Source organism: Cytobacillus eiseniae (genome assembly GCF_017874625.1).
In the GTDB taxonomy this organism is placed as follows: Bacteria; Bacillota; Bacilli; order Bacillales; family Cytobacillaceae; genus Cytobacillus; species Cytobacillus eiseniae.
Window position 1 is genome coordinate 402,434 of the sequence record NZ_JAGIKZ010000002.1, and the last position, 17,582, is coordinate 420,015.

The window sequence follows — 17,582 nt, forward strand, 5'->3', positions numbered from 1 at the left end:
AAGGGAGGGATGTTAAATGAGTAATCTAATACCCATTTCATCTTTGAGAATTGCCTGTATTTTAGATGAATTTTCCTTTGAAGCATTGAACCCAGATAGTGAGCTTATTCCAATTACCCCAAATAATTGGCAGGAAGTCTTAATAAAAAAACGACCACATTTTCTTTTTGTTGAATCCGCATGGAATGGCAATTCTGGTTCCTGGCAGTATAGAATTGCTTCTTATTCGAACTCAAAAGGAAACGAACTAAAAAGTTTAATTAAATGGTGCAATCAGATGAAGATTCCTACCGTATTTTGGAATAAAGAGGATCCTATTCATTTTGATCGGTTCATAGAAACTGCCAAGCTATTTGACTATGTTTTTACTACTGATGCTAATTTAATCAATATTTATAAAAAAAGGGTTCAGCATGAAAGAGTATATCCTTTACTTTTCGCTGCACAGCCTCTGATTCATAACCCAATTAATCAATATCGTCCGAAGAAAAATGTAAGCTTCGCAGGCACTTATTATGCTAATCGCCACGAAGAACGTGCAAAGGATATGGTGGCCATTTTAGATGCAGCTTTGGAGCATGGCTTAGAAATTTTTGATCGAAATTATCATTTAAAAGGAAAAGCGAAGCAAGTAAATGAATTTCCTCTCAAATATAGAAAACATATTGTCGGTCATCGGCCATACAATAAACTTTTAGAGGAATATAAGAATTATAAAGTATTTCTAAATGTGAATACTGTAAAAAATTCATCAACGATGTTTTCAAGAAGAGTTTTTGAAATTGCTGCATCTGGTACACCAATATTAAGTTCGTATGCCAAAGGGATTGAAGTACAAATGGGCAATATTGTTCAGATGGCATCTACTACTCAGGAAGCAAAGCAAAAGCTAAAAACACTTTTAAATGATAATCATTTACGTATGAAGCTTTCACTAGAAGGGCAAAGACTAGTATTTAGCAAGCATACCTATAAACATCGACTGTATGAAGTTGCAACGAGAATAGGCTTAAATGTAAATCCAATTGATAGCAAGGTAATCGTCCTTTCAATGGTTAAAAGCCTAAGTGAATATCAATCAGTTATTCGATCCTTCAAGAATCAAACCTATGAGACTAAAAGTCTTCTTGTATATGTTCCAGCAGAAAATATTGCAGAAATTAGCAAATATTGCAAAGCCCATCATTCGAATGAAAATATAAAATTATTGGACCTATCCAAACTTCAATTATATACAATGGATAAGAATGCTTATTATACGTATTTCTCACCATTACACTATTATGGTTCATTTTTCATAACAGATATGGTCCATAGTTTAATGTACAGTGGTGCTGATATTAGTACAAAAGTTTGCTATTTTCAAGCGGAAAATGCAAAAATACTCATTCAAGGAAAGCATGAAGAATGTTTAGTGAAAGAGCTTCAATATGATGCGTGTGTAACGAAATATCAGTATGCAGAATTAATCATTCAATATATGTTGAATGGAAAAAAAAGGGACTCAAATCAAGCGGATATTTATGCTAGCAATCGATATAACTTTTCGTTTAATGGGAACCTCTCAGAAGCACTATTTCAAAAGCTTTCTAAAGATCGTTCAATTAATATATGAATAGGTGATTTTATGAATAAAAGAATTATTATTAATATTAAATTTAATAATTGGGATAGCCAAGAGATCGGGGATGAAAGGCTTTCAAAGCAATGGATTGAAGATCGCATGGAAATATTTGTGAAGTTCACCTTGCAAAGCCTTATGCAGCAAACCTCACAAGATTTTTTAACACTCATTTTATATGAAGATTCAACAGAAGAACTAATAGCAAATACACTACGAAAATATGAGAAGCTTCCAAATAATATAAAATTCATTAAAAAAACAGCGTATGTAAAAGAGGTCAATCAGTATATTGATGGCTATCAATACTTTTACCTAACAAGAATAGATTCAGATGATATGTTTCATCAAACCTTTATTGAACAACTGCATCAATATAAGCCTAAGGCAAGTACGGTCGCATTAATTAATCAGAAAGGCTATATTTATGATTCTGTTTACCATAGGCTTGCGACATGGTATTATTTTTCTCCGCCTTTTTATACGTTTATTTATAAAACAAATGAATGGTTGGATGGGAAAAGGTACTCTGTTATAGGTGGCCATAAGAGTGTGATTTCTTATCCACACGAAATATTAGGAGAAGGAAAATTTGTTGTTGTCGTTCATTCCAACAATATTCATTCCAAGTTTAACAGTCCTTATAAACAAGAGACAATTGCAGATATGGAGCAAATCAATGAAATTCTAAGCGGTTTTAATAAGAGAGTGATAAGAGCAAATGAATAATATACTTGTTTATGCAGATACGGATATGAATATAATTGATGGATCCTCCATATGGGTGGTTTCTATTCTAAAAACTTTAGCAGAAGATAGGCAAAATAATATTACTCTCCTCTTGAAAACTCCAATTTTCAATCAGACCTTAATCCAATCTGTAGCTATATTTCCTACGATCCAACTAGTTGAATGCTGGGAACAAAAAAATAACGGCAAACACAATTTATTAAACCATACAAAAAAGTCTTTGTCACCAGCAGATGCTTTAAAAAGGATCAATCACTTGGACACAGAGCATAATTATACAACTATTTTAGTAAGAGGGGCCAATCTTAGTCCCCTTTTATTAAAGTATAGGAAGATCTTATCAAAGTGTATTATTTATCATTTAGAAAATGGAGAAGGAGATCCTACCATCTACAATCGTGTATTTCCAAGGGCAAAATATATTGCTTGTCAAACGCATGCAATCAAACAGCAATTAATACAAATGAAAGTTCCACCAGAAAAATTATTTATACTTCCTCCGATGGTTCCTAATTTTAATAAGAATGAAATCGTAATTAAAAGGAATGGAAAAAAGTTAATTTATTCAGGCAAACTATCTCCCCAATATCATACGCTTAAAATTATACAAGCCTTCGATCATATTTCTCGTAAATTCCCAGATAGTGAGCTCCTTATTATTGGAGCAAAATATTACAATAAACCTTTTGTGAGTGATTTTCAAGCAAAGGTAGAGTCAATGATAAGTGAAAATCGGAAAATTCGCTTATTTATGGGACAAACAAGAGAAAGAGCAATGGAACTAATAGCAAAATCAGATGTATGTATTTCCTGGAGGAATGAAAGTTTAAATGACCATTTAGAACTGTCTACAAAGCTATTAGAATATGGAAGCTTAGGTAAGCCTGTGATTGTAAATCGCACAAAAGTACATGAACAGCTTCTCGGTAAAGATTATCCATTATTTGCTAATTCCTTTGATGAATTTATTCAAAAGGTAACCATTTCATTTACAAATGATGCAATCTATCAAAAAGCAGCAAATCAAATGATCCTTCTTAGTGAAAATTATACCTTTAAGGAAGTTTATCGTAAAATATGTGCCCATTTTACCGCAGAATAACGTAGTGAAAATGTAGAGGAAACACTTTATGGTGATAGTCAGTTAATAAAAAACTGGGACGACAACAAATTATACAGTATTTCCTGAGAGTGATTAGGTCAGCCAACGGATTCGCGGGGGGATCATATTCTCCACGAATGATATTTACTTTATAGGGGGAGAGAAAATGACCCAAAAAAAATTAAACCTTTTATTTGCGGGACAAGATTTAAAGTTTATGAAAGAAATTATTCATTTCTTTAAGGAAGATAGCCAGTTTATCGTCGAAGTGGATGAATGGTCGGGGCATACGAGGCATGATGAAGGAAAAAGCCGAAAGCTTTTGAAATGGGCAGATATTATTATTGCCGAATGGTGTCTAGGAAATGCTGTTTGGTATTCAAAACATAAACAGCCACATCAAAAGTTATTTATCAGGTTTCACCGTCATGAAATGAACACGACATATCCTGAGCAGCTTCATTTAAGGAATGTTGATAAAATTGTTTTTATCGCGCCAGCCATTAAGAGCTTGATAGAGAGTCGGCTAGCTCTTCCTAAGGAAAAATCTATTTTAATATACAATGCAGTGCCTGTTAAAAAATTCAATTTACAAAAACAGCCTAATGCAAATTATCAAATAGGTATGATTGGTTATAGTCCTAAGCTCAAAAGACCTGATCGTGCGTTTGCCCTTTTAAATGAGCTTAAAAAGTACGATGAGCGCTATCGTTTACACATAAAAGGAGCACATCCATCTACCTATCCATGGCTATGGAGAAATCCGAGTGAGCGTCAATATTATGACCAATTATTTCATGAGATCAAAAGTTCAGGACACAATGATTCTTTACTTTTTGAACAGTGGGGTACAGATATTCCAGAATGGCTACAGAAAATTGGCTTTATTCTTTCTGTGAGTGATATAGAAGGTTCTCATCAAGCAGTTGCAGAAGGAATGGCATCAGGAAGCATTCCGTTTATTACAGGATGGAAGGGTTCAGAAGAAATTTATCCACAAAAATTTATAAAAAGTAGTCTGGAAGAAATGGCTGCAGGAATAAATGATTATACAAAAAACAGTCAGTTATATTTTGATGAGCAAAGAGCAGTAAAGGAATTTTGTGAGAATAATTTTGATTTAGCAGTCATTTATACAAAATGGAGGGAGCTTATAAGTTCGAACTAATTATTTTCGAGGAGGAAGACAATGGAAAGTGATATCCGCTATGTTGATCTTCAACAGATCGTTGAACAATTAAGCCTAAAGTTTGTTTGGAATCCTGAGGCGTTTCGGATGGAAATTTTAAATGGAAACAGGCTGTTATATGTTTACCCATATACTGAGAAAGCAGTCTTGATTACCTTTTCATCAGAAAATAATCTCCTTGCAAAAAAATTAATCAAGAAGTTCGAATTCGTTCCAATCTTTCAAAACAAACGTCTTATTGTCCCGATCGATTTGATTGATGAACTCATAGGGGTTCGTTTCATTGAGTCTGAGGGAAACACGGGAAAGCTAAAGTTTAATCAGAAGCTATATCAATGTAACTTTTTTAATTTAACTAAAACGAAAATAGAAGAATTAAAGAAGAAAATAGTTGAAAAAGTGAGTAGGCTTAATGAAGGAATTTCATTGGAAGAGACTGAGAAGTCATTGAAGAGTATGCTTCAGTCGAATAAAGATACAAAGAGTTTAGCTTCATTTTATTCCTCACCATTAAATAAAAACTATATTGAAGCAGCAAATGGCTTTTTAGCAGGGATTTATAGTTTCCCTGCTTACGGTGTGTTTTCATACAAAAAAGGAATGGATTGGAAGATCAATCCATCATTCACAAAATCGTATATGCATACTTTGCATGGACACTTTTTTTTAATTGATTTAATTAAAGCATTTCAGAAAACATCTGAGGAGAAGTATATCATCTTTGGTTATAACATCATCAAAGACTGGATAGTTCACAATCCTATAGGCGATCTGTCAAACTTACATGAAATGGCCTGGGCTGATGAAGTAACAGCAAGAAGATTGATTAATTGGGTTAGGTTTTTTGAAGAAGCACGAAAAATTTTTTCGAAAGATCAAATGCAACTCTTATTTACTCAAATGGTTGCTCATGCAGATTTGCTTTCAACAAACCTTTTTTATTCGAAAAATACGAATCATGGCATGTTTCAAGATGAAGCATTACTTGTCTTTGCCCATTATTTTAATGAAGTGAAAGGAAGCCAAATTTATGAGCAAGTCGCAAAACAACGGTTAAGGAGCTATTTCGATACAATTATATCTGATGAAGGAGTTCATCTAGAGCATTCACCTGCTTATCATCAGGTTATTGCCAATGCCGTCCAACGGTATAAAACTTATTTCGAGACGAACATGGATGAAAGCAAAGACTACTTTTCTGATTTGTATGATCGGATGGCTGAATATGCGACCTATATCATTAAGCCAAATGGTAATTGGCCACTTGTCGGAGATACATTTTTAAAGGATCAGCCTTCTGCAAATTTATGGACAAACCATCCATATTATCAATATTCCGTTTCACAGGGACAACGTGGGGCTACCCCTCCTGCAGCGGATGCTGTTTTCCCTCAAGCTGGATATGCCATTTTTCGAGACGATTGGATAAAGGGACAGGATGCAAGTTTTATATTTTTCAATGCGGCCTATCATACGAATTATCATAAGCATAGTGATGATTTAAGTATTATTATATATGCCAAACAAGATATTATTATCGATTCAGGTCCAAATGGCTACGATTACTCCGATCCGTTCACACAGTATGCTTATTCATCCTACGCCCATAATACACTTGTAGTTGATAAAGTGGGACTTCATAGATTGGATAAGAAATATAATGAAGTATTTTTATCAGATTATAAAGTAGGGAAGAAGTATGCTTGTGTTTCAGGCATAAACAAACGTTACGAGAATGTAGTGCATAAACGAACACTAGAATATTTCAAAAGTAAAAAGGTAATCAATGTAATCGATGAAATCGATTCATTACAAGCTCATTGTTATGAAATTCTCTGGCATATTGCTCCTGGCATTGAGGCGGAAATTAAAAAGGATAAGATCTACTTGAGAAAAGATAAGAAGAAATTAATGGAAATCGAAATCTCCTCTGCCTCCAATTTTCAAATCAAAAAAAGGATTGGTGAAACAAAGCCAAATATTTTTGGATGGAAATTCGGAAAAATCAAGGAGAAAGAACCAATTACTACGATAATTATTGAAGCTAATACTCATATTTGTACCATTCAATCTCGATTTAAAATGTTCTGATGTAAATGAACAAAACAAAAATTGTTTCATAAAATACAATAAATGACAAAACAACAAAGAAGTGAATTTTTATGAAAGTACTTGTAACAGGTGGAGCAGGGTTTATTGGTTCGCATATTGTTGATTTATTACTTAAGCAAGGGTTTGAGGTTATTGTAGCGGATAATCTATCAAGCGGCAGTAAAGAATTTCTTCCATCACAGATTAAAATATATGAAGTCGATATCCTTTCAAAAGAGATGGAGCAAGTTATTTTGCAAGAGCAACCAAATATAATCATTCATCAAGCAGCACAGGTGGATGTAACTAAATCCTTAGCAGATCCTATACACGACTTCAAAACGAATGCTTTAGGAACAGTACAGCTATTACATGCTGCACAAAAGGCAGGCGTTCAGAAATTTATTTTCTCCTCCTCTTGTGCGGTTTACGGTGACACGAAAGACAATCCGATTAAAGAAACCTTTCCTGTTCAGCCTCTCTCCTTCTACGGCTTGTCAAAATCCCTTTCAGAGCGCTATACTCAATTATTTAATGATCTCTATGATGTAAAGTTTACCATTCTTAGGTATGCCAATGTGTATGGTCCAAGACAAAACTCAACAGGAGAAGGCGGCGTTGTCTCTGTTTTTGCCAATAAGATACTGGCAAATGAAAGCATTACAGTATTCGGTGATGGGGAACAAACACGTGACTTTGTATTTGTGAAGGATGTTGCAACGGCTAATCTATTGGCTATTCACAATGCAGACAATGAGATTATTAATATTGGCTGTCAATCTAGTGTAAGTATTAACCAATTAATTGAAACAATGAGCAAGGTGCTGAATAAAGAAATTACACCGAACTATGCTCAAGAACGAATTGGCGATATTAAGCATAGCAGTTTGCTCATAAATAAGGCGAATAACATATTAAAATGGAATCCCAAATATTCATTAGAAGATGGATTAATCGAAACGATCGAATATTATCGGTGAATCATGTTACGATGATCAGGCTTATAAAAACAGAATACTAGCAGTTCAAACTATAAGTAGTCATGAAATCGTAAATACTCCATATTTACTATATAATTTTAAAAAAACTATCCCAAAAGTCAATGAAAAATGACTTTTTGGGATAGCTTTTTTGTTCCTTATAGATTAATTGAATTCGGTTCCAATTTGCAAACAAGTGAATCCGTTATCTCTTAACAGCTGGTGGTTTAATAGATTTCTAGTGTCAATGATTGTTTTTGTATGAAATAGATCTTTTAGTTCGCTAAAATCGATCGATTTATATTCGTTATGATCTGTTAATATCACAAGACAATCGGTATCTTGAATAGCCTCTTCTAATGTTGCCGAAGTACCTGGAATTGAGGACTTGACATATGGATCATGAATTTTGATGTTGTACCCTCTATTTATTAGTTCAGTTAAAATAACTAAAGAGGGACTCTCACGCATATCATCAATATTTCCCTTATAGGATAATCCTAGTATAGTGATAGTAGGGTTACGTAAATGATTAATTGTAGACTCAATAATTTTCACCATTCTTTTTGGTGTAGAATCATTAATATTTCTCGCTAATGAAATAAGCTTCGCTTCATCAGGAGATTGTTCAATGAGGAACCAAGGATCGACAGCGATACAATGGCCACCAACACCAGGACCAGGCGCGTGAATTTGTACTCGAGGATGGTAGTTTGCTAGTGTGATTGCTTCCCATATATTAATGTTTAGCTTTTCTCCGATCTCTGCAAGTTCATTAGCAAGAGCTATATTCACATCACGATAGGTATTTTCAATCAATTTCACCATCTCAGCTGTTCTTGCATCTGTCATATAGATATTTCCTTTGACAAACTTTTTATATAACAAGACAGTTTTTAAACAGGATTCTTCATTAATACCTCCCACAATTCGATCATTCCAAATTAATTCTTCAAAAAGTTGACCGGGGAGCACTCGCTCTGGTGAATGTGATACGAACAAGTCCTCACCGATGGCAAGTCCAGATTCTAATAAAATGGGGATTAAGTGATTGTCGATTGTCATTGGCGGGACAGTAGATTCTAGAATTACTAGATTGCCTTGAGTTAAATAGGGAAGAATCATTCTAGTAGCTTCTTTAACATATGATAGATCTGCCTTCTTATCTTTCGTGATTGGGGTAGGAACAGCAAGGATGAATACATCGGCTGCCTGTGGAAGGATTGATACTGTTAACTTTCCGTCATCAATCACTTCACTCATTTTTTCCTGTAAACCTGGTTCATTTATATGGGGCTTTTTTTTATTTAAGCTGTCTATTACAGCAGGGTTTATATCCACACCGTGTACATCTTGTCCATATTCAGCAAACATTACAGCAGTGGGCAAGCCAATATACCCTAGGCCCATTACACATATTTTCATATTCTCATCACCTAACATTATTTGTCTAAAATAATATATGGTCAAGTTCAATGGGGTGTGTGGTTGGTTGTCCCGAAGAATATGAAATTGCATTCAGTTATTTCTATTCTTGGTTTAAATGAGAAGAGTTAGGTTTACTGGTGAAGGGGATTAGTTACAATTTGATTATATAAAGAAAGGATTGTATTTGTTGTTTTGTCATTATTAAAATAGTGTTCTACAATATGTCTAGAATGATGTCCAACTATTTTTAACTCCTCATTTTGATCAAAAAGCTTTTTTAAATCCTGATACAGGATAATTGAACTTACTGTTTTTAAGGATGCATGGTCACCAAAATTACTTTCCCATGCTTTTTTCCAGTTTTCTTGACTGATGAGACCGAAATAGCCAGCATTTCCGGCTGCAATGACAGGTTTTTCGCAGGCAAGTGCTTCTAACGCTACTCTGCCAGTGCCGACAATGCAATCTGCGCTGCAATAATAATCCCTCATATTCAATTCCTGACCGATGATATGAATAAAAGACTCTTTACATAAGCGATTATTGCGTTCTGCCATACTTGCAATATCCTTTATTCTCTTGCCATCACCAATAATAATAAGATGGAGAGTTGGATAATCTTTTTGCTTGAGTGATCTTGCTGCTTTTATAAGTGACATGCAAATTTGTGCTTTTTTCCAAGTTAATCTACTTCCGTAAACAATAATAGGATCACTTTTGTCTATTCCTAAGTTTTTTCTTACATAATCCACGTATTCATAATTGAATTCTGTTAGATCAATTCCATTTGGGATCAAATGCATCTTGTTATTTGCGAATAATTGAATGGTCCGATAGACGGCAGGGCTGACACAAATAATTTTGTCGTTTAGTTCAATTATCTGTTTAAAGTCCTTATCATGATAGTAAGTCCCATGAACTGTGAAAATAGAATGGATATTTTTTCTTCTTGCACATTTTGCTGCAATAAGTCCTGAAGTTAATTGATGTGAATGGACAAGATTGATCTGTTCTTTCTCGATAATCTCTTCTAATTGCTGGGTAATTCTGTCTTCCTCGTTTAATTCTTCTGAAAACAGCAGTTCATACACTGGAAAACCAATCTCCTTGAACCTGTCGGTAAAGGAAGCTTTATAACCTGCTACAACCGTATGAATATTCCACTCCCACAATTTTTTCATGAGATTGAGTACATGTGTTGTTGTACCATTCACCTCAAACCGATCTAGAACCATTAAAACCTTGATCTTTTTCGTCAAAAGTTATCACTCCAGTTTATAAAGTAGTTAATAATGAACGATCGTATAGTAGCTTATTACAATAAGGAGGGTGATGACATTCAAATCTTTACGATTGGCTGAGCATTACAGGCAAATGGCCTGTCTAAGGAGTGAAAAGTATAAAATGGGTGGTTAAAGTAAAAAAAAATGACAGGTTGTCCATTCCATTCATACATTTTCTTAATATAGTAATAAAGAATAAAAGAAAGGAGTGAGTACTTTGGCTGTAATAAATCAAGTTCTTTCAGGTGTGATTGATACAACTCAGCAAGGGGTAAACCGTATTTATCGTTCAGGGATTATTTGTTCAACGATTCGATCGATTGTCGATCTTATCTGTCCAGATCCAACCCCAATTCCCGAACAAGAGTTACGTGATCGTCTTACAAATTTAATAGGAAATAATGTTGAGATAACAACTAACTTTTCAGATGTGACAGGATTACTAACTGCTGTAAAAACGGATTATGTTGTCTTGCTTGAGACAAGAACAAATACGAATGTTTTAGTCCCACTAGCAAGTGTACAAGCCGTTTCAAATTTATCACAGACAGGTCTATAATTCCTAGATTGTGAATGATTACTTTAAATATAGGAGGTGTTTAATTTGTTTGCAGATTTATTAGTAGATCAATTAAGGAATTATACTGGTGTAATTGTGGAAGTAGCGGTGGCTGATGGGTTATTTGAAGGAATCATTCGCTCTGTTACGGCTGGTGTCATTGAATTTACTGAAATAATTACTGGGTATGAACAACAGACACGTCCAGTGGTGATTCCGCTAAGTAGTGTGAGCTTTATTAGAGTGCCAATTTAATTTTATGGATAAAGCCGCTAAAGAACGCGGCTTTATCCATAGTCAAATGCAAGTGTGCTCTGTTGACTTACATATATTTTTTATTGATATTGAATCATGGCAGTTTGCACATAATGGTAGAGCAATTTAGCTGTATTTTCGATGGATGATTGATGTGTTCTTTCATATGCATGAGATGAATCAATGCCAGGACCAATTAAACCATGAATAATATCGTATCCTGCTCGAATGGCTGCTGAAGCATCTGAACCATAATATGGGTAGATATCTAATTTATAATCAATTCCATGTTCCTTAGCTAACTGAACAAGATGTTTTCTTAATTGATAATGATAAGGACCGCTTGAATCTTTCACACAAATGGAAACGGTATACTCATCTGTTGATTGTCCATCACCGATTGCTCCCATATCTACAGCAAGATATTCAACCGTTTCTGGGGTAATATTGGAATTCCCTCCATACCCGATTTCTTCATTATTTGAAATTAAGAAATGAGTGGTATAAGGAAGTTCAATTTTATCCGTTTTTAATTGTTTAATTAATTGAAGAAGGATAGCGACACTCGCTTTATCATCTAGATGACGAGATTTAATAAACCCAGAAGAAGTTAATTGTACTCTCGGGTCAAAAGAGATGAAATCACCAACCTCAATTCCAAGTTCGCGAACTTCTTCAGCATTATGTACGACTTCATCCAACCGAACTTCGATATTTTCTTGATTTCTTTCTGCTTTCCCAGCATTTTTATATACATGAACAGATGTTTGGTGCATTAAGATCGTTCCTGTAAGCTTCTTCCCACAGGATGTTTCAATCTCACAATATTCTCCTTCAATGGAGTTGTAAGTAAAGCCACCGATTAAGTCAATCTTTAGTCTGCCACTTGGCTTGATTTCTTTCACAATTGCTCCTAGCGTATCAACATGAGCAGTTAGCATCCGATGTTTAGAATTATCTATCCCTTGAATAGTAGCAATCAAGCCACCTTTGCGATTTCTTTTTGTTTCCACGTTTAGTTGTTTTAAATACGATTCGACAAAGGAAATAATCTCATTTGTATTCCCAGATGGGCTTGGAATTGAGACTAACTTTGTTAATAGTTGAATCGTATCATTCGTATTCGGGTAAGGCATTGCTATTTCTCCTCTCACTTCTAAAAAATTATTTCCACACTCTTTATTATACTTCTTTATGTTTATATGAGAAATAAGAAAGAAGGGACATCGACCCAGTCACTTCTCCTCGACTAGTAGATGTCCCTTTCTTGTTGCATTTATTATTTTCTAAATAAAGCCTTAAATCCAAGATATAACAGTGCAATTGCGAATACAATGACAGCAATTCCTCCGACAATGTCTAGGAAACTGGCTACACCAGCTGTAATGACTGCTGAAGTAGGTACACTTATTAAAGCAAATCCAGCTAGCATACTAAGAAAATAAAGTAGAGGTACTAAATACATGAACGAACCCTCCTTCTCCTTTTGCTCTATACTATGAAAGAAGGAAAGTGCATGTACCGTCATTTGCCCTGGAAAAAATGATTAATTTACTATTTATGTTATTTCACAATCAAGTGTAAATTTTAATCAATACAGCGTTCATCGTAGTTCTTCAATTTTCACCAACATTTGCAAAAGTAGGTGAAATGTTTCTCTTTTCGATTGTGGCTTTTGCTATTTTATTCCATGTTCTTTAGTTCAGAAACAACCTTAAACTCTTCAGACCCTTCAGTAGATACAAACTCCTCCTTGATTTTTCCATATCCAGGTGCCCAGAAGCTTGTGATGATTGTTTGATTTTCTTCATCTTTTTGCTCAACAACAATAATTTTTTTTATTTTACCGATGGGAAGCTGTATTTCTTCATCTATATTTACGATTTCCCAATCATCATAGACTGTTCCGATTGTTAATGGACTCATCAGTAGTGTTTGTCGGTTAAATTTACCTTTGATGGAATCAATAGAAGGGAGTGTTTCTTCATAGTATTCTGGCTGTTCATATACTAGATAAATGCCTTCAGTTGTTAATTCATACACTTTTAATATTCGAGTACCGCCATTTTCTACGATTGAAGGAAGATAATGATCAATTCTAGTGAAGAAAGTTTCTTTATAAGCTGCGTATTCATTGCCTTCACCATTAAAGGAGTAAATTTTATTTTCAAGAGGAAAAAAATCATCAATGGCGATTGAATCAATATCAGAATGTGATTGGGATTCTGAAGACCCAGGGAAAGGGGAAGGAGATTCATCAATCTTACAACCCGTCAGTAACAAGCAAGCAAGAATGAAAAGGATTCCATTTTTCATTTGTATGGCTCCTTTCTTTTGTATTCACTCATATGACGAATGAAAGTTCCATGATGTTACAAATGGAATGATTGGTTAATAATAAGGAAAAGAAATGATTTGTATGGACCCATTTGCAAAATTGGATGGAGAGTGTGATGGATGATTACAATAATATGAAGTAATATAATAGATATAGGATATATTTTATTAGGAGGGAATCGCATGAGCGAATGTAAATTAGACCATTCACATGAAGAAGTAATGAAAAAATATGAGCAGCAGAAGGACTACTTGCCTTCCGATATGGAGCCACTTTTTCAACAGTTTTTTGATAAGGAACATACGCAAGATATTTTGAATGAAGTATTTCATCTGTTGAAAAAATACGATCTATCCTCTGTGGATGAAAAGAATGAGCGAGAAAATCGTTTAAACTTAGTATTGAAAAATCTATAAAAAATACTACAGCATCTACATAGCCTGCTGAAAAGTTATACTTTTTGAAAGCAGTGAAAGTTTTCGTCAATACAAACATATAAGAAGCTAACAGCCTATATACAGTAGGTCGTTAGCTTCTTATTCCTTTTAAAAAGATAATTGCAGTGACTTCGCATTTACACTATAGTATGATTTGATTTGCAATATTTTTGTAGCTATTAAAATATTATTTTAACTATCTATAATTTGTGATATGATAATTTTTGAAAGAACATTGGTTTAAGGGATGTGTCAAAATTGAAGAAATCACATCAGCCGATATTTGATTTAGCTATTCGCACAGCAGATATGCTTGTAAAAATGTTCGGTTCTCGTTGTGAAGTAGCCGTGCATGATTTTGCGGATTTAAAAAAATCGTTGATTCATATTGCAGGAAATGTAACTGGAAGAGAAATTGGCTCTCCGATTACCGATCTTGTACTTGAAGAATTGGCAAAACAAAAAAAAGAAGTTGAAGATATTCCAAATTATAAAACACAATCAAAAAAAGGGAATATTATGAAATCAGCAACGATTTTCCTTCGCGATGATGAGGCAAAGGTCATTGGGGCTTTATGTATAAATTATGATATTAGTCTTCTGATACAATTCGGTGGGGAACTTGAACAATTTATTAATTTTGATGAACATGAGACAAAAACAGAAAGCTTTTTCACATCTGTTCAAGATGTAACACATGAAATGGTGGAACAAGTTATTTTAGGTTTTAAAAAAGCCCCTTCCTTAATGTCGTTGGAAGAAAAAGTAGACTGTGTAAGACAGCTTGAAGAAAAAGGAACATTTCTTATAAAGGGTGCGACGGATTATGTTGCCTCTGTGCTTGGTGTTTCAAAGTTTACCGTATATAATTACTTGCAGAAAATAAGAACAATGAATGAGTTTCAAACAGAAGAACTTTCTGAACAAAAGTAACCGTATTTAAATACTTTTAAGGAGCTTATGAAATGAAATATAGATCAGCTTTTGATATTATCGGGCCAGTTATGATTGGTCCTTCTAGCTCTCATACTGCAGGTGCAGCACGGATTGGACGTGTGGCAAGAACATTATTTAACCGTCTTCCAAAGAAAGCTGTAATCTCTTTGTATGGATCGTTTGCAAAAACGTATAAAGGACATGGGACGGACGTTGCAATTGTTGGAGGACTACTTGATTTTGATACATTTGACGAAAGAATCCCAACTTCTCTAACGCTTGCAAAAGAACTAGGAATGGAAGTTGTTTTTCAAATTGAAAATCAGGTGACCGATCATCCAAATACAGTTCGGATTAACCTTTACGATGATAATGGGGATTTGGAAATAGTTGGAATATCAATTGGCGGGGGCACGATTGAAATCACAGAACTTAATTCATTTGAACTGAAATTATCGGGTGAGCATCCTGCTATTTTAGTCGTTCATAATGATCAATTCGGGGTGATTTCAGCTGTCACACAAATATTAGCAAATCATGAAATTAACATTGGTCATATGGAAGTATCTAGGAAAGAAAAAGGAAAGATGGCGTTAATGGTCATCGAAGTGGATCAAAAAATCGAACAAACGATTATGACAGAGATTGAAAAGCTCCCAAATGTAACTCAAACAATTAGAATGGTCGACTAACAGCAAAGGGTAGGGGTGAAAATATGTTTAAAAGTGTCGCTGAGCTTGTGGAGCTAGCAGAAAACAAGCAAGTAAAAATTGCAGAAATTATGATTCAACAAGAAATGGAAGTGACAGGCCTTACAAGAGAAGAGATCATTGCAAAAATGGATCGAAATTTAACTGTGATGGAGCAAGCGGTCGAACGAGGTTTGAATGGTGTTACTTCTGTCTCTGGATTAACAGGTGGAGATGCGGTTCTCTTACAGAAATATATCCAAAGTGGAAAAGCCTTGTCTGGAAATATTCTACTTGATGCGGTAAGTAAAGCAGTAGCAACGAATGAAGTAAATGCAGCCATGGGGACCATTTGTGCAACGCCAACAGCTGGTTCAGCTGGGGTTGTTCCTGGTACACTATTTGCTGTGAAGGAAGTATTAAATCCAACAAGAATGGAAATGATTGAATTCTTATTTACATCTGCTGCTTTTGGATTCGTTGTGGCGAATAATGCATCCATATCTGGTGCGGCTGGTGGATGCCAAGCTGAGGTCGGCTCTGCTAGCGGAATGGCTGCAGCGGCGATTGTAGAGCTCGCTGGCGGGACACCACAACAAGCCGCAGAAGCAATGGCCATCACATTAAAAAATATGCTCGGACTTGTTTGTGATCCAGTTGCTGGATTAGTAGAAGTTCCATGTGTGAAGCGAAATGCAATGGGTGCATCCAATGCGATGACAGCAGCAGATATGGCACTAGCTGGAATAACAAGTCGAATTCCATGTGATGAAGTCATTCATGCAATGTTTTTAATTGGCCAATCGATGCCATCCGCTCTTAGGGAGACAGCAGAAGGTGGACTAGCAGCCACACCAACTGGGAGAAGACTAGAGGCGAAGATTTTCGGAAAGCAGAATTAATTTTGACTAAAGAACACATGGTATTTCTTAAATGAGCTTACCATGTGTTTTTATTATCGTCTAAAGTAGAAAATGTAAATAAATATCCACAGATTTGGCTAATCGAATAATGATAGAATAAAAATACAAAGAGGCGGGGAGAGATACTATGGAGGAGATATTAAAGCAAATACTTACAGGTATTAATGAAGTCAAACAGGAAATTGGAGAAATAGGCAGTAATATTAAAACACTTGAACACCGGCTCGATCGATTAGAAAAGATGGACAGCATTGAACATAGAGTAGAAGTAAATCAAATAGATTTAACAGATATTAAAGAAATTCTAGAAAAAATGGATTCATTCCAGACAGATGTACTTAAGGATTTTTTTCAAATCTTTAAAGGAAGTTCAATTAATAAAGTCTACCGTGAAGAATTAAATTTAATTAATCAGCGATTAGATGCGCAATTAACAAAGATTGCTAAAAATGAAGAGTCCATATTAATGATAGAAGGTAAAAGTAGTAAAGTCAGTAATGCGCCAATTTAGGCGCTTTTTTTTGTCTAGGAAACCAACATGGCGGCGCTTCTCGCCGCCACCGTCTATCATGAAAACTAATTCTTAACCATAGTAGAGTCTACACTATTTTTGCATTGACAATAATGATTTATAACAATACAACCAGGCTGGAATAATTTTGGTGGGTCTTTTAAAAGATACCCTGTTTAGGAAACTGGTTGTGGCAGTATTGAAGAACCGTCTATTGTGCTTAAAGCACGTATACAAAAATTTTGAAACATATCTACTGTTCACGTGTGTTGTTAATCTAATATTGAGGTGATTCTATTATGGACGCAATGATTGAACGGTGTGCTGGCCTAGATGTGCATCAAGAAACTGTAGTTGCCTGTGTTCTATTCGGTCCTTTAGATAAAAGACCGAAAAAAGTAATTGAAACTTTCACAACCACAACCAGTGGTCTCTTGTCTTTAAGTGATTGGTTATCTAGTTTTAAAGTTACTGATGTTGTTATGGAAAG

General features: G+C 34.8%; 18 protein-coding genes and 1 pseudogene. 14 read left to right on the forward strand and 5 right to left on the reverse strand.

Translation table 11 applies throughout. From position 1 onward, the window contains the following. The first annotated feature begins 16 nt into the window (after nt 1-16). The 6 genes from J2Z40_RS04120 (at nt 17) to J2Z40_RS04145 (ending at nt 7,733) form a co-directional block, all read left to right on the forward strand. Nucleotides 17-1,615 (forward strand): CgeB family protein, encoded by a 1,599-nt coding sequence (locus J2Z40_RS04120; protein WP_066393922.1) that lies wholly within the window; start codon nt 17-19, stop codon nt 1,613-1,615. 12 nt (nt 1,616-1,627) lie between these two features. Further along, nucleotides 1,628-2,350 (forward strand): glycosyltransferase, encoded by a 723-nt coding sequence (locus tag J2Z40_RS04125; protein WP_066393924.1) that lies wholly within the window; start codon nt 1,628-1,630, stop codon nt 2,348-2,350. Further along, nucleotides 2,343-3,473 carry a glycosyltransferase gene (locus J2Z40_RS04130; RefSeq protein ID WP_066393927.1) on the forward strand — a complete coding sequence of 377 codons (1,131 nt, stop codon included), beginning with the start codon at nt 2,343-2,345 and terminating at the stop codon, nt 3,471-3,473. The genes J2Z40_RS04125 and J2Z40_RS04130 overlap by 8 nt, the downstream gene beginning before the upstream one ends. Nucleotides 3,474-3,639: 166 nt before the next feature. Next, the gene (locus J2Z40_RS04135) at nt 3,640-4,641 is read left to right on the forward strand and encodes a glycosyltransferase family protein (RefSeq protein ID WP_066393929.1); all 1,002 of its coding nucleotides are present in this window, start codon (nt 3,640-3,642) and stop codon (nt 4,639-4,641) included. 21 nt (nt 4,642-4,662) lie between these two features. Next, nucleotides 4,663-6,753, forward strand: coding sequence for an alginate lyase family protein (locus J2Z40_RS04140; RefSeq protein ID WP_066393932.1), 2,091 nt, complete (start codon nt 4,663-4,665; stop codon nt 6,751-6,753). 71 nt (nt 6,754-6,824) lie between these two features. Continuing rightward, nucleotides 6,825-7,733: an NAD-dependent epimerase/dehydratase family protein gene (locus J2Z40_RS04145; RefSeq protein WP_066393933.1), complete on the forward strand. Its 909-nt coding sequence runs from the start codon at nt 6,825-6,827 to the stop codon at nt 7,731-7,733. Between the two features lie 165 nt (nt 7,734-7,898). Here J2Z40_RS04145 and J2Z40_RS04150 read toward each other — a convergent pair whose 3' ends face one another. Next, the gene (locus tag J2Z40_RS04150; protein ID WP_066393934.1) at nt 7,899-9,158 is read right to left on the reverse strand and encodes a nucleotide sugar dehydrogenase; all 1,260 of its coding nucleotides are present in this window, start codon (nt 9,156-9,158) and stop codon (nt 7,899-7,901) included. A 134-nt stretch (nt 9,159-9,292) separates the two neighbouring features. Beyond that, nucleotides 9,293-10,420 (reverse strand): glycosyltransferase, encoded by a 1,128-nt coding sequence (locus J2Z40_RS04155; protein ID WP_083953885.1) that lies wholly within the window; start codon nt 10,418-10,420, stop codon nt 9,293-9,295. 241 nt (nt 10,421-10,661) lie between these two features. On the opposite strand from J2Z40_RS04155, the gene J2Z40_RS04160 reads away from it, so the two are divergent. Continuing rightward, nucleotides 10,662-11,003 carry a DUF2642 domain-containing protein gene (locus J2Z40_RS04160; RefSeq protein ID WP_066393935.1) on the forward strand — a complete coding sequence of 114 codons (342 nt, stop codon included), beginning with the start codon at nt 10,662-10,664 and terminating at the stop codon, nt 11,001-11,003. A 45-nt stretch (nt 11,004-11,048) separates the two neighbouring features. Continuing rightward, nucleotides 11,049-11,258, forward strand: coding sequence for a hypothetical protein (locus J2Z40_RS04165; RefSeq protein ID WP_066393943.1), 210 nt, complete (start codon nt 11,049-11,051; stop codon nt 11,256-11,258). 80 nt (nt 11,259-11,338) lie between these two features. Here J2Z40_RS04165 and J2Z40_RS04170 read toward each other — a convergent pair whose 3' ends face one another. The 3 genes from J2Z40_RS04170 to J2Z40_RS04180 form a co-directional block, all read right to left on the reverse strand. Beyond that, nucleotides 11,339-12,394 (reverse strand): M42 family metallopeptidase, encoded by a 1,056-nt coding sequence (locus tag J2Z40_RS04170; RefSeq protein ID WP_066393945.1) that lies wholly within the window; start codon nt 12,392-12,394, stop codon nt 11,339-11,341. A gap of 143 nt (nt 12,395-12,537) precedes the next feature. Continuing rightward, on the reverse strand, nt 12,538-12,723 hold the full coding sequence (locus J2Z40_RS04175) for a hypothetical protein (RefSeq protein WP_066393946.1): 186 nt from the start codon (nt 12,721-12,723) through the stop codon (nt 12,538-12,540). Between the two features lie 218 nt (nt 12,724-12,941). Then, nucleotides 12,942-13,574: a hypothetical protein gene (locus tag J2Z40_RS04180; RefSeq protein WP_066393948.1), complete on the reverse strand. Its 633-nt coding sequence runs from the start codon at nt 13,572-13,574 to the stop codon at nt 12,942-12,944. Between the two features lie 204 nt (nt 13,575-13,778). On the opposite strand from J2Z40_RS04180, the gene J2Z40_RS04185 reads away from it, so the two are divergent. The 6 genes and pseudogenes from J2Z40_RS04185 to J2Z40_RS04210 all read left to right on the forward strand — a co-directional run. Further along, nucleotides 13,779-14,012 (forward strand): group-specific protein, encoded by a 234-nt coding sequence (locus tag J2Z40_RS04185; RefSeq protein WP_066393951.1) that lies wholly within the window; start codon nt 13,779-13,781, stop codon nt 14,010-14,012. A gap of 270 nt (nt 14,013-14,282) precedes the next feature. Beyond that, nucleotides 14,283-14,966, forward strand: coding sequence for a helix-turn-helix transcriptional regulator (locus J2Z40_RS04190; protein WP_342590315.1), 684 nt, complete (start codon nt 14,283-14,285; stop codon nt 14,964-14,966). Between the two features lie 32 nt (nt 14,967-14,998). Beyond that, nucleotides 14,999-15,661 (forward strand): L-serine ammonia-lyase, iron-sulfur-dependent subunit beta, encoded by a 663-nt coding sequence (sdaAB, locus tag J2Z40_RS04195; RefSeq protein WP_066393959.1) that lies wholly within the window; start codon nt 14,999-15,001, stop codon nt 15,659-15,661. Nucleotides 15,662-15,684: 23 nt separating this feature from the next. Beyond that, the gene (gene sdaAA / locus J2Z40_RS04200) at nt 15,685-16,560 is read left to right on the forward strand and encodes an L-serine ammonia-lyase, iron-sulfur-dependent, subunit alpha (RefSeq protein WP_066393961.1); all 876 of its coding nucleotides are present in this window, start codon (nt 15,685-15,687) and stop codon (nt 16,558-16,560) included. A gap of 148 nt (nt 16,561-16,708) precedes the next feature. Next, entirely contained in the window at nt 16,709-17,092 is a 384-nt protein-coding gene (locus tag J2Z40_RS04205) for a hypothetical protein (protein ID WP_066393963.1), read from the forward strand. A 299-nt stretch (nt 17,093-17,391) separates the two neighbouring features. Further along, nucleotides 17,392-17,582: pseudogene (locus tag J2Z40_RS04210) on the forward strand (IS110 family transposase); the annotation flags it as partial.

What these genes read in the sequence shown, in the direction of transcription:
- J2Z40_RS04185 (WP_066393951.1), top strand. Translation starts at nt 13,779, where the DNA reads ATGAGCGAATGTAAATTAGACCATTCACATGAAGAAGTAATGAAAAAA.
- J2Z40_RS04150 (WP_066393934.1), bottom strand. Translation starts at nt 9,158, where the DNA reads ATGAAAATATGTGTAATGGGCCTAGGGTATATTGGCTTGCCCACTGCT.
- J2Z40_RS04130 (WP_066393927.1), top strand. Translation starts at nt 2,343, where the DNA reads ATGAATAATATACTTGTTTATGCAGATACGGATATGAATATAATTGAT.
- J2Z40_RS04205 (WP_066393963.1), top strand. Translation starts at nt 16,709, where the DNA reads ATGGAGGAGATATTAAAGCAAATACTTACAGGTATTAATGAAGTCAAA.
- J2Z40_RS04180 (WP_066393948.1), bottom strand. Translation starts at nt 13,574, where the DNA reads ATGAAAAATGGAATCCTTTTCATTCTTGCTTGCTTGTTACTGACGGGT.
- J2Z40_RS04135 (WP_066393929.1), top strand. Translation starts at nt 3,640, where the DNA reads ATGACCCAAAAAAAATTAAACCTTTTATTTGCGGGACAAGATTTAAAG.
- J2Z40_RS04140 (WP_066393932.1), top strand. Translation starts at nt 4,663, where the DNA reads ATGGAAAGTGATATCCGCTATGTTGATCTTCAACAGATCGTTGAACAA.
- sdaAB (WP_066393959.1), top strand. Translation starts at nt 14,999, where the DNA reads ATGAAATATAGATCAGCTTTTGATATTATCGGGCCAGTTATGATTGGT.
- J2Z40_RS04175 (WP_066393946.1), bottom strand. Translation starts at nt 12,723, where the DNA reads ATGTATTTAGTACCTCTACTTTATTTTCTTAGTATGCTAGCTGGATTT.
- J2Z40_RS04120 (WP_066393922.1), top strand. Translation starts at nt 17, where the DNA reads ATGAGTAATCTAATACCCATTTCATCTTTGAGAATTGCCTGTATTTTA.
- sdaAA (WP_066393961.1), top strand. Translation starts at nt 15,685, where the DNA reads ATGTTTAAAAGTGTCGCTGAGCTTGTGGAGCTAGCAGAAAACAAGCAA.
- J2Z40_RS04170 (WP_066393945.1), bottom strand. Translation starts at nt 12,394, where the DNA reads ATGCCTTACCCGAATACGAATGATACGATTCAACTATTAACAAAGTTA.
- J2Z40_RS04145 (WP_066393933.1), top strand. Translation starts at nt 6,825, where the DNA reads ATGAAAGTACTTGTAACAGGTGGAGCAGGGTTTATTGGTTCGCATATT.
- J2Z40_RS04125 (WP_066393924.1), top strand. Translation starts at nt 1,628, where the DNA reads ATGAATAAAAGAATTATTATTAATATTAAATTTAATAATTGGGATAGC.